Genomic DNA, 11,237 nt, shown 5'->3' with positions numbered 1-11,237 from the left:
CCCCACCCGAAAGGACGCCCCCATGATCCACCGACACGTCGCCCCCGGGCGTCGGCGACTCCGCGCCCTCGCGGTCCTCGCCGCCGTCGCCGTCGGAGCGGGCGGGCTGATCGCCGCGGCACCGCCCGCCGCGGCACCGGCCCAGGCCGCGACCCGCACCATCGTCAGCCTCACGTTCGACGACGCCAACTCCGACCAGCTCAACGCCCTCCCCGCCCTTCAGGCCAACGGCATGAAGGGGACGTTCTACATCAACTCCGGATTCATCGGCGCGGCGGGGCACATGACCCGCACCGACCTGACGAACCTGAAGAACGCGGGTCACGAGATCGGCGGGCACACCGTCAACCATCCCGACCTCGCGCAGGTCAGTGTCGACGAGGCCACGCGCCAGATCTGCACCGACCGCAAGAACCTCACCTCGTGGGGCTTCACGGTGCGCAGTTTCGCCTACCCCTTCGCGTCGTCGACCCCCGCCGTCGAGAAGGCCGTGGCGAACTGCGGGTACAGCAGCGGGCGCCTCCTCGGCGACATCCGCAGTCGCTTCGGCTGCCCCGACTGCGCCTACGCGGAGTCCACCCGCCCGGCCGACAAGTACGCGCTCAAGGCCCTCGACCAGGTCGACGCCACCTGGACGCTCGACGACCTCAAGGCGGGGGTCACGAACGCCGAGAAGAACGGCGGCGGGTGGGTGCAGTACACCTTCCACGACGTCTGCGACGACGCGTGCAGCGACCTGGCGGTCACCACGTCGTTGTTCAGTCAGTTCACCTCGTGGCTGAAGACGCGACAGGCGGCGGGGACGGTGGTCAAGACGATCGGCGACGTCATCGGCGGCACGGCCAAGCCCGTCGTCGACGGCCCCTCGGTGCCCGCCGTGACGGGGTCGACCAACGGCATCGTCAACCCGAGCATGGAGACCGGTGCTCCCGACTGCTGGATGAGGGGCGGTTACGGCAACAACTCCCCCGCGTTCAGCACCGGCTCCCCCGCGCACACGGGGAACATCTCCAGCGGAATCGTCATGTCCGCGTACGTCGACGGCGATGCCAAACTCCTCCCGCAGTTCGACCTCGGCCAGTGCTCCCCCACGGTGACACCGGGCAAAACCTATACGCTGCGCGAGTGGTACCAGTCGAGTGGGGTGACGCAGTTCGCGGTCTACCTCCGGTCGACGAGCGGTTCGTGGTCGTACTGGACCTCGAGCCCGTGGTTCTCCTCGGCCGCCGACTGGACGCAGGCCGACTGGACGACGGCCGCGATCCCCGCCGGCTACAACGGCATCAGTTTCGCGCTGACGATCTTCGGCAACGGCACTCTCCGCACCGACGATCTGCAGCTCTACGACAGCACCGGTGCCCCGTCCCTGGCCCCCGCCACCGTGACCGCCCCGTCGTTCGCCCCGATGACCGCGACGCCTCCCCAGGGCCCGGTGGAGAAGGTCCACCCCACCGAGAGCGACGTCACCGGATGACGCGGACGCTGCGGCCGGCGGCGGCGATCACCCTCGTGGTGGTCGCCGCCGTCGGCCTCTCGGCGTGCGCCCCACCCGCCGTGCCGCGCCCCGACACCGGCTACCCGTGGCATACCGACATCGTGGCGACGACCTTCTGGGTGGGCGAGGTGTTCGACCCGGACGCCTCCGACGGCAGCCAGCGCATCTCGGCGTACGACTCGGACTGGCTGGGGTCCTACGGCGGATGCGATGGGATCGTCGACGGCACCGATTGCCGCACCGAGGCCCGTACCGCCGACGCCGGCTACTTCCCCACCGCCATGACTCCGCGCGAGAACCCGTTCTACCTCGACCTGCCGTTCGACGACGTCAACGACGACCAGGGCTTCGCCACGCGCGGCTCGGTCATCCCCTGGGCGAAGGAGCCCGCGTACTCCTCAGCCGTCGACGACCCCTCGCAAAGCCTCATGAAGAACCGGTGGGTGGTCCTGCGCAAGGACGGACACGTCTGCTACGGCCAGATCGAGGACGCGGGGCCGGGCGAGTACCGCGACGCCGCCTACGTGTTCGGCTCAGACGATCGTCATCCCGCGAACACGCGGTACAACGGCGCGGGCCTCGACGTGTCGCCCGCCCTGAACGGCTGCCTGGGCTTCTCCTATCTCAACGGGGAGGACGACCGCGTCGACTGGGCCTTCGTCGACGACGCCGACGTCCCCGCGGGCCCCTGGACGAGAATCGTCACCGACTCCCCGGTCCGCTGAACAGACTCCGACCGCCGACGCGCGCTAGCGCCCGCACCCTCTCACGTGGGTGTGGAACGGAAAAGGGCCGAATGCCATGGCATCCGGCCCTTCCCTCGCTCGCGCGGTGAGGACCTACTGTCCGCGACGCTCGCGCAGCTGCTGCAGAGCGTCATCGAGGAGCGAAGCGGCTTCTTCGTCGCTGCGGCGCTCCTTCACGTAGGCGAGGTGCGTCTTGTACGGCTCCGCCTTGGCGAGAGCCGGCGGGTTGGCCTTGTCGCGCCCGGCGGGGAGCCCGGAGTGCGGGGAGTCGATCGTCTCGGGGATCTCGTCGTCGGGGATGCCCGCAGCGAAATACCGGACGGTCTCGTTGCCGAGGGCGTCCCAGTACGAGACGGCGACGCGGTCGGCGTGGAAGCCGTGATCCTGCTCGCCCATGGGGCCCGCGCCGACGCGCGAGCCACGGATGGCATTACCGCCAGTGGCCATGTCAGATCTCCGCGAACTTGGTGAGGAGACCGAGACCCACGATGGTGACGAACCACACCAGCGCGAGCACGATCGTGAAACGGTTGAGGTTGCGCTCGGCCAGGCCCGACGAACCGAGGGCGGAACTCATGCCGCCGCCGAACATGTCGGACAGACCGCCACCGCGACCCTTGTGAAGCAGGATGAGCAGGGTCAGCAGGAGGCTGGTGATACCCAGGAGCACCTGCAGGACGAACTCGAGAATCTGCACAGTCGAAAGCCTTTCGTAGCGATCAGGTCGACCGCACAAGCGTCAAGTATACGGGGAGGCGCCCCGGACGCACGGATGCCCGCGGCGAAGCGCCGCGGGCACCCGTATCGGCGTCAGACGCCGACGTGCTTCTGGAAGCGGACGATCGCGGCGAACTCGTCGACGACGAGGCTCGCGCCACCCACCAGGGCGCCGTCCACATCGGGCTCGCGCATGAAGCCGGCGATGTTCCCCGACTTCACCGAACCGCCGTAGAGGACGCGCGTGCGAGCAGCCGCATCGGCGCCCAGCTTGTCGGCGACGACCGCACGGAGCTTGGCGCAGACCTCCTGGGCCTGGTCGGGCGTCGCCGCCTGACCCGAACCGATGGCCCATACCGGCTCGTAGGCCACGACAATGTCGGCGTCCGCCGCCACGCCCTCGAGCGCGACCTCGAGCTGACCGACCGGAACGGCGCTGGCGCCGAACTTCTCGAGGTCCTCCGAGGTCTCGCCGACGCAGATGACCGGCGCGAGACCGTGACGCAGGGCCGCCTGGGTCTTCGCCGCGACGACCTCGTCGGTCTCGTTGTGGAACTGACGACGCTCCGAGTGCCCGATGATCACGTACTTCGCGTCGAGCTTGGCCAAGAACTGACCCGAGATCTCGCCGGTGTACGCACCGGAGTCGTGGGTCGACAGGTCCTGACCGCCGAGGGCGAAGTCGATCTTGTCGGCGTCGAGCAGCGTCTGCACGGTGCGCAGATCGGTGAACGGCGGGAAGACCGCGACCTCGACGCTTCCGGCCTCGTGCTTGGCTTCCTTCAACGTCCAGTGCAGCTTCTGAACGAACGCGACCGCCTGCAGGTGGTCGAGGTTCATCTTCCAGTTGCCGGCGATGAGAGGGGTTCTGGTCACTGCCATCCGAGGACCTCCAGTCCGGGGAGTTTCTTGCCTTCGAGGAACTCCAGGCTGGCGCCGCCACCCGTGGAGATGTGGCCGAACGCCTCGTCGGCGAAGCCGAGCTGACGCACGGCTGCGGCGGAGTCGCCACCGCCGACGACGCTGAGGCCGTCGACCTCGGTGAGTGCCTGGGCGACGGTCTTGGTGCCGGACTCGAACGCCTTCATCTCGAACACGCCCATCGGGCCGTTCCAGAAGACGGTGCGCGAGCCGCGGACGGCGTCGGCGAACATCTCCGCCGTGCGGGGGCCGATGTCGAGGCCGAGACCGGACGCACCGAAGGCGGTGTCTTCGAGGGCGTCCGCGTCGGCGACCACGTGATCGGCGTCCGCCGAGAACGAGGCGGCGACGACCGCATCCACCGGCAGCACGATCTCGACGCCGCGCTCCTTCGCCGTGGCGAGGTAACCCTTCACGGTGTCGATCTGGTCCTGCTCGAGCAGGCTCGAGCCGACCTTGTGCCCCTCGGCGACGAGGAAGGTGAACATCATGCCGCCACCGACGAGAAGCTTGTCCACGCGCGGCAGCAGGTGCTCGATGACGCCCAGCTTGTCGCTCACCTTCGAACCGCCGAGAACGACCGTGTAGGGCCGCTCGGGGTTCTCGGTGAGACGGTCGAGGACCTCGAGCTCCTTCTGGATGAGAAGGCCGGCGGCCGAGGGCACCAGCTGAGCGAGGTCGTAGACGCTCGCCTGCTTGCGGTGCACGACGCCGAAGCCGTCCGACACGAGGGCATCGCCGAGAGCGGCGAGCTCTCGGGCGAAGGCCTGGCGCTCGGACTCGTCCTTCGAGGTCTCGCCCGCGTTGAAGCGGAGGTTCTCGATGACGGCGACCTCACCGTTCTCGAGCGAGGCCACGGCATCCTGAGCCGACTCGCCCACCGTGTCGCGCGCGAACGCGACCGGCTGGCCGAGGAGCTCGGACAGGCGCTGCGCGACCGGCTCGAGGGAGTACTTCGGGTCGGGGGCCCCGTCGGGGCGGCCCAGGTGCGAGCACACGATCACACGCGCGCCGGCGTTGATCAGTGCGTTGAGGGTCGGCAGCGACGCGCGCACGCGGCCATCGTCCGTGATGATCCCGTCCTTGAGAGGAACGTTGAGATCACAACGGACGATGACGCGCGTGCCGGCCAGCGACCCCAGCGAATCGAGGGTGCGCAGAGCCATGGAGGGTCAGAGACGCTCGGCGACGTACTCGGTCAGGTCGACGAGACGGTTCGAGTAGCCCCACTCGTTGTCGTACCACGACGACACCTTGACGAGGTTGCCGCTGACGTTGGTCAGCTCGGCGTCGAAGATCGACGAGTGCGGGTTGCCCTGGATGTCGCTCGAGACGATCGGGTCCTCGGTGTACTGGAGGATGCCGTTGAGGCGACCCTCGGCAGCGGCCTTCTTGTAGACCTCGTTGACCTGGTCGACGGTCAGGCCCTCGGTGGGCGTGACGATCGTGAGGTCGACGATCGAGCCGGTGGGAACCGGAACGCGGTACGACGAGCCACTGAGCTTGCCGTTGAGCTCGGGCAGCACCAGGCCGATGGCCTTGGCGGCACCGGTCGAGGCGGGAACGATGTTGATCGCCGCGCCGCGCGCACGACGCAGGTCGCTGTGCGGGCCGTCCTGGAGGTTCTGGTCGGCGGTGTAGGCGTGAGCGGTCATCATGAAGCCGCGCTCGATGCCGAAGGCCTCGTTGAACACCTGGGCGAGGGGCGCCAGGCAGTTCGTGGTGCAGGACGCGTTCGAGATGATGACGTCGGTCTCGGGGTTGTACGTCTCTTCGTTGACGCCCATGACGATCGTGGCGTCGTCGCCCGTGGCGGGAGCCGAGATGAGGACCTTCTTGGCCCCACCGGTGATGTGCTTCTTGGCGTCTTCGGCCTTGGTGAAGCGACCGGTCGACTCGATGACGATGTCGACGCCCAGCTCACCCCAGGGGAGGTTCGCGGGGTCGCGCTCTTCGAAGACCTTGATGGTCTTGTCGCCGACGGTGATGGAGTCTGCGGTGTACGAGACGTCCTCGGTCAGCACGCCGCCGACGGAGTCGTACTTGAGGAGGTGCGCCAGCGACTTGTTGTCGGTGAGGTCGTTCACCGCCACGATTTCGAGGTCGGCACCCTGCGCGAGAGCCGCGCGGAGGTAGTTGCGTCCGATACGGCCGAAGCCGTTGATTCCGATCTTGACGGTCACGGAATATCTCCTGAATCAGTTGTGCGCGAGAAGCGCGTGATTGCGGTGTTCGCTGGCGGACAACGGCGTCCCGGTGAGGTGTCCCACCGGGACGCCGCACCGTTTACGACAGTACCAGCAGACCCGCGGTCTTCTCTCGGGCGGCGGCGAAGCGCTGCTGGGCGTCATCCCAGTTCGCGATGTTCCAGAACGCCTTCACGTAGTCGGCGCGGACGTTCTTGTAGTCGAGGTAGTACGCGTGCTCCCAGACGTCGAGGAGCAGGATCGGCACGGTGCCCGCGACGATCTGACCCTGCTGGTCGAAGAACTGCTGGATGACGAGGTTCTCGCCGATCGAGTCCCAGAACAGACCCGCCCAGCCGGAGCCCTGCACGCCGAGGGCGGCGGCGGTGAACTGCGCACGGAAGGCGTCGAACGAGCCGAACTGGTCGTCGATGGCCGACTCGAGGTCGCCGGTGGGCTTGTCTCCACCGTTGGGCGAGAGGTTCGTCCAGAAGATCGAGTGGTTCGTGTGACCGCCGAGGTTGAACGCGAGGTCCTTCTGCAGGCGGTTGATGTTGGCGAAATCGCCCTTCTCGCGCGCTTCGGCGAGGAGGTCGAGAGTGGTGTTGGCACCGTTGACGTAGGTCTGGTGGTGCTTGCTGTGGTGCAGCTCCATGATGGTCGCACTGATGTGCGGCTCCAGCGCCGAGTAGTCGTAGGGCAGTTCGGGCAGCGTGTACTTCGCCATGATCTCAACTTCCGAATCGGGCGCTGCCGAAACCTCTTCGCCGAGACGACGTGCCGAGGGATCGAGCAGCGAGGGTGACGAGTTCATCCTACTGAGGGGTAACCACGGCGCACCGGGGTTGCTTCCCCGGATGACGGAAGATAAACGCCCGGGCGCGTCGGAAGGGGGCGATGGATGCCGTGACCCGCGGGGCCCGGACGAGCGAGGTCGCACTCAGCGGGCGTCGGTGATCGGGACAGCCCGAGCGTCACCGGGGCGCCCCGAGGACGGCATCCCCCTCCGCCCCCGGATCTCACCGGAACAGCGGCCTCGATCCCGGGATGCCCGCAACGGCGGCATCCCGCCCGGACTCACTCCTCGGCACCGGCCGGAACAGCAGCCTCGGTTCCCGGGATGCCCGCAACGGCGGCGCCCCACCCGGGCTCAGTCCTCGGCACCGACCGGAACAGCAGCCTCGGTTCCCGGGATGCCCGCAACGGCGGCGCCCCACCCGGGCTCAGTCCTCGGCACCCACCGGAACAGCAGCCTCGGTTCCCGGGATGCCCGCAACGGCGGCATCCCACCCGGGCTCAGTCCTCGGCACCCACCGGAACAGCAGCCTCGGTTCCCGGGATGCCCTCGACATCGGCCTTCTTGTCGGCCATGGCGAGGAGGCGGCGGATACGGCCGGCGACGGCGTCCTTGGTGAGGGGCGGGTCGGCGTGGTGGCCGAGCTCGTCGAGGCTCGCGTCGCGGTGCGCCAAGCGCAGCTCACCCGCCTGCTGAAGGTGCGCGGGAACGTCGTCGCCGAGGATCTCGAGAGCGCGCTCGACACGCGCGCACGCCGCGACGGCGGCCTGCGCGGAGCGGCGGAGGTTCGCGTCGTCGAAGTTCACGAGACGGTTGACCCCGGCCCGCACCTCGCGGCGCTGGCGCATCTGGTCCCACTCCCCCGCGGTGCGGCGGGCACCCATCTCGTACAGGGCTCCGCGGATCGCCTCGCCGTCGCGGACGACGACGCGCGGCACTCCGCGCACCTCGCGGGCCTTGGCGGGGATGCCGATGCGGTGGCCCGCACCCACGAGCGCCATCGCCGCCTCAGACGAGGGGCACGAGATCTCAAGGGCCGCGGAACGACCGGGGTCGCTCAGGGTGCCGGCGGCGAGGAATGCTCCACGCCAGATGGCGCTCAGGTCGGGACGCGAACCGGTGGTCAGCTTGTTCGGCAGGCCGCGCACGGGGCGACGGCGCTGGTCGAGGAGTCCGGTCTGCCGCGCGAGGGTCTCGCCCGCCTCGATCACGCGCACCGCGTAGAGCCCGCCCGCACGCCCGCCGGAACCCTGCACGTGGTGCAGTTCGGGACGGACGCCGTAGAGCTCCATGAGGTCGCGAGCCACGCGGCGCGCGAGGATGTCGGAGTCGAGTTCGGCCTCGACCGCGACGCGGTTGGCGATGGAGTGCAGACCACCGGAGAAGCGCAGGAGGGCCGTCAGCTCGGCGACGCGCGCGGTCGGGCGCGGGTCGCGAACGGTGATGAGTTCGGCCTTCACGTCGGCGGTCAGCGGCACGGTTCTCCTCGGGTGGGGGCGGCGGGGACGACGGTCCAGCCTACTCGCGACCGAGGTCGCGGTGAGCCACACGGACGGCCACCCCGGGCACATCGGACAGACGTGCAGCCAACTCCCGGGCCATCACCACCGAACGATGCTTGCCCCCCGTGCAGCCCACAGCCACGACGGAATGCCGCTTGTTCTCGCGCTGATACCCCTCCATCACGGGGCGCAGCGCCGCCGCGTACGCATCGAGGAACTCCGCCGCGCCCTGCTGACCCAGCACGTATTCCCGCACGCGGGGATCCTCTCCGGTGAGCGCGCGCAGATCGTCGTTCCAGAACGGATTCGGCAGGAAGCGCATGTCGGCGACGAGATCGACGTCGGGCGGCAGGCCGTACTTGAACCCGAAACTCATCAGCGTGACGGTGTGACGCGCAGCGCCCTCTTCGCCGAACAGCTCGACCGCCCGCAACGACAACTGATGGACGTTCAGGGCGGAGGTGTCGATCACGACGTCGGCGGCCTCGCGGACCGGAGCCAATCGCTCGCGCTCGCGACGGATGCCGTCGAGAATCGTGCCGTCGTGCTGCAGGGGGTGCGGCCGGCGCACCGCCTCGAACCTGCGCACGAGCACCGCGTCACTGGCATCCAGGAACACCACCCTCACCTGCCGGTGCGCCTGCAGGGTGCGCATGGCCTCGGGAAGGTCGCCGAACAGCGATCGGCCGCGGACGTCGACCACGACCGCGACGCGCGGAACCGCCCCACCGGCGAGCTCTGTGAGCTCGAGAAGCGGCCGCAGCATGCGCGGGGGCAGGTTGTCGACCACGTACCAGTCGAGGTCTTCGAGGGCGTTGGCGACCGTGGATCGCCCGGCGCCCGACATGCCCGTGACGATCAGCACCTCGCCTGGCTCGTCGTCGCGTGCCGGTTCCATGGGCGATCGCCTCCCGTCGTGTCGGTCCAGCCTACCGAGCCAGATGACTGTGGATGTTCTCGGCGAGCGTCGGCCCGATGCCGGGGAGCTCCATGATCTCTTCGGGCGTGGCGTTCTTCAACGCCGAGACCGACCCGAAATGCCGCAGCAGCGCCTTGATGCGCGTATCGCCGAGTCCGGGCACCTCGGTGAGCACGCTCGTGATGTCGCGCTTGCGGCGCTTGCGCTGGTGGACGATCGCGAAGCGGTGGGCCTCGTCGCGCAGACGCTGCAGCAAGTACAGCGCCTCCGAGGTACGCGGAAGGATCACCGGGTACTCCTCCCCCGGCAGCCACACTTCTTCGAGACGTTTGGCGATGCCGCACAGCGCGATCTCCTCGTGCCCCGCGTCGGCGAGGGCACGGGCCGCGGCGGCGACCTGGGGCTGACCGCCGTCGACCACGAGCAGCTGCGGGCGGTAGGCGAAGCGCGGCCTCTTGCGGGCCGTGACGACCTCGCCGTCGGCCGTCGCCTCCTCGGAGTCGGGATCGGCCACGATCGCCCCGTCGATGGTCTCGGGCTCGATTTCGTCGGGCCGGTCGAGGTACGCCAGCCGGCGACTGAGCACCTGGTACATCGAATCGGTGTCGTCGGTCGTCTCGGCGACGCCGAAGGAGCGGTACTGGTCCTTGCGCGGAAGGCCGTCCTCGAACACGACCATGGATGCCACCACGTTGGTGCCCGACAGGTGCGAGATGTCGAAGCACTCGATGCGCAACGGCGCCTCGGTCATGCCGAGAGCCTCTTGCAGGTCGGTGAGGGCCTGCGACCGGGCGACGTAGTCGCTCGTCCGGCGCGTCTTGTGGAGCATGAGGGCCTGTTGCGCGTTGAGCGTCGCGGTCTTCAGCAGGTCGGCCTTGCGGCCGCGCTGGGCGACCTGCAGGGTCACCGGGCGGCCCCGGCGTTCGCGCAGCCAGTCCTCGAGCTGCTCCGCGTCGTCGGGGAGTTCGGGAACGAGCACCTGACGGGGGATGTCGCTCGAGTCCGCGTCTCCGTAGGTGCGCTGGAGGACCTGGTCGACGAGATCGGCACCGGAGATGTCGATCTCTTTCTCGATCGTGGTGGCGCGGACTCCGCGCACGCGTCCGCCGCGCACCACGAAGTGCTGGACGGTCGCGGCGAGCTCGTCCTCGGCGATGCCGAAGAGATCGGCATCCGTGTCGGAGGCCAGCACGAGCGCGCTCTTGCCGAGCACGGCGTCGATGGCCTGCAGGCGGTCGCGGTAGTGCGCGGCCGACTCGTAGTCCATCGCGGCCGAGGCCTCTTTCATTCGCGATGTCAGCTCGCGCGCGAAGCGCTGGTCGCCGCCCGACATGAAGGCGACGAAGTCGTTGACGATCGCGCGGTGCTCCTCGATCGTCACCTTCATCGAACAGGGACCACCGCAGCGCCCGATCTGACCCGGGAAGCACGGTCGACCGGAGGCCATCGCCTTCTTGTACGACGAGTCGCTGCACGTGCGGATCGGGAAGACCTTGATCATCAGGTCGATCGTGTCGTGCACCGCCCAGACCTTGGGGTACGGGCCGAAGTACTTTGCCCCGCGGATCTTCGGGTTGCGCGTGACGATCACCCGCGGCGCCTCGTCGGCGAGGGTGATCGCCATGAAGGGGTACGACTTGTCGTCCTTGTAGCGGACGTTGAACGGCGGATCGAACTCCTTGATCCACATGTACTCGAGCTGCAGAGAGTCGACGTCGCTGGGCACGACCGTCCACTCCACGCTCGCCGCCGTCGTGACCATGCGGCGCGTGCGCTCATGCAGCGAGTGCAGCGGAGCGAAGTAGTTCGACAGGCGCGCGCGCAGGTTCTTCGCCTTGCCGACGTACAGCACGCGCCCCTCGGCGTCCCGGAACCGGTAGACCCCCGGATTGGTGGGGATCTCGCCGGCCTTGGGACGATACGGAAGGTGCGAGACCCGTTCGCGGGACGCCATG

General features: G+C 68.7%; 11 protein-coding genes. 2 read left to right on the top strand and 9 right to left on the bottom strand.

What is annotated here, in order from left to right:
- Positions 1-22 precede the first annotated feature (22 nt).
- Both AB6V31_RS15070 and AB6V31_RS15065 read left to right on the top strand, forming a co-directional pair.
- Positions 23-1,474 carry a polysaccharide deacetylase family protein gene (locus tag AB6V31_RS15070; protein ID WP_369366631.1) on the top strand — a complete coding sequence of 484 codons (1,452 nt, stop codon included), beginning with the start codon at positions 23-25 and terminating at the stop codon, positions 1,472-1,474.
- The gene (locus AB6V31_RS15065; RefSeq protein WP_369366629.1) at positions 1,471-2,220 is read left to right on the top strand and encodes a hypothetical protein; all 750 of its coding nucleotides are present in this window, start codon (positions 1,471-1,473) and stop codon (positions 2,218-2,220) included. Before AB6V31_RS15070 ends, AB6V31_RS15065 begins: the two co-directional genes overlap by 4 nt.
- Before the next feature lie 114 nt (positions 2,221-2,334).
- Here the strand turns inward: AB6V31_RS15065 and AB6V31_RS15060 are convergent, their stop codons facing one another.
- From AB6V31_RS15060 to uvrC, 9 genes are all read right to left on the bottom strand, one after another.
- Complete coding sequence (locus tag AB6V31_RS15060; protein WP_055955187.1) at positions 2,335-2,688, bottom strand: RNA polymerase-binding protein RbpA; 354 nt, start codon at positions 2,686-2,688, stop codon at positions 2,335-2,337.
- A 1-nt stretch (position 2,689) separates the two neighbouring features.
- Entirely contained in the window at positions 2,690-2,938 is a 249-nt protein-coding gene (gene secG, locus AB6V31_RS15055; protein ID WP_056232190.1) for a preprotein translocase subunit SecG, read from the bottom strand.
- Positions 2,939-3,051: 113 nt separating this feature from the next.
- Entirely contained in the window at positions 3,052-3,840 is a 789-nt protein-coding gene (gene tpiA, locus AB6V31_RS15050) for a triose-phosphate isomerase (protein WP_369366627.1), read from the bottom strand.
- Complete coding sequence (gene pgk / locus AB6V31_RS15045) at positions 3,831-5,045, bottom strand: phosphoglycerate kinase (RefSeq protein WP_369366625.1); 1,215 nt, start codon at positions 5,043-5,045, stop codon at positions 3,831-3,833. Before pgk ends, tpiA begins: the two co-directional genes overlap by 10 nt.
- 6 nt (positions 5,046-5,051) lie before the next feature.
- A complete protein-coding gene (gene gap / locus AB6V31_RS15040; RefSeq protein ID WP_094734144.1) occupies positions 5,052-6,062 on the bottom strand; it encodes a type I glyceraldehyde-3-phosphate dehydrogenase in 1,011 nt (336 codons plus the stop codon).
- Positions 6,063-6,165: 103 nt separating this feature from the next.
- A complete protein-coding gene (locus AB6V31_RS15035) occupies positions 6,166-6,792 on the bottom strand; it encodes a superoxide dismutase (protein WP_056232453.1) in 627 nt (208 codons plus the stop codon).
- 569 nt (positions 6,793-7,361) lie between these two features.
- On the bottom strand, positions 7,362-8,339 hold the full coding sequence (gene whiA, locus AB6V31_RS15030) for a DNA-binding protein WhiA (RefSeq protein ID WP_056232204.1): 978 nt from the start codon (positions 8,337-8,339) through the stop codon (positions 7,362-7,364).
- A gap of 40 nt (positions 8,340-8,379) precedes the next feature.
- The gene (gene rapZ, locus AB6V31_RS15025; RefSeq protein ID WP_369366623.1) at positions 8,380-9,261 is read right to left on the bottom strand and encodes an RNase adapter RapZ; all 882 of its coding nucleotides are present in this window, start codon (positions 9,259-9,261) and stop codon (positions 8,380-8,382) included.
- Positions 9,262-9,292: 31 nt separating this feature from the next.
- On the bottom strand, positions 9,293-11,236 hold the full coding sequence (gene uvrC, locus AB6V31_RS15020) for an excinuclease ABC subunit UvrC (protein ID WP_056232210.1): 1,944 nt from the start codon (positions 11,234-11,236) through the stop codon (positions 9,293-9,295).
- Position 11,237 lies beyond the last annotated feature (1 nt).

The organism is Microbacterium sp. 16-032 (genome assembly GCF_041079455.1).
GTDB lineage: Bacteria > Actinomycetota > Actinomycetes > Actinomycetales > Microbacteriaceae > Microbacterium > Microbacterium testaceum_A.
The sequence above is the reverse complement of the archived record's forward strand: the minus strand, read 5'-3'. Positions and strand labels throughout refer to the sequence as shown.

Bases quoted from the DNA above. Each gene is read 5' to 3' on its own strand.
- uvrC (WP_056232210.1), bottom strand. From the start codon at position 11,236: ATGGCGTCCCGCGAACGGGTCTCGCACCTTCCGTATCGTCCCAAGGCC.
- AB6V31_RS15035 (WP_056232453.1), bottom strand. From the start codon at position 6,792: ATGGCGAAGTACACGCTGCCCGAACTGCCCTACGACTACTCGGCGCTG.
- tpiA (WP_369366627.1), bottom strand. From the start codon at position 3,840: ATGGCAGTGACCAGAACCCCTCTCATCGCCGGCAACTGGAAGATGAAC.
- AB6V31_RS15070 (WP_369366631.1), top strand. From the start codon at position 23: ATGATCCACCGACACGTCGCCCCCGGGCGTCGGCGACTCCGCGCCCTC.
- AB6V31_RS15060 (WP_055955187.1), bottom strand. From the start codon at position 2,688: ATGGCCACTGGCGGTAATGCCATCCGTGGCTCGCGCGTCGGCGCGGGC.
- pgk (WP_369366625.1), bottom strand. From the start codon at position 5,045: ATGGCTCTGCGCACCCTCGATTCGCTGGGGTCGCTGGCCGGCACGCGC.
- rapZ (WP_369366623.1), bottom strand. From the start codon at position 9,261: ATGGAACCGGCACGCGACGACGAGCCAGGCGAGGTGCTGATCGTCACG.
- AB6V31_RS15065 (WP_369366629.1), top strand. From the start codon at position 1,471: ATGACGCGGACGCTGCGGCCGGCGGCGGCGATCACCCTCGTGGTGGTC.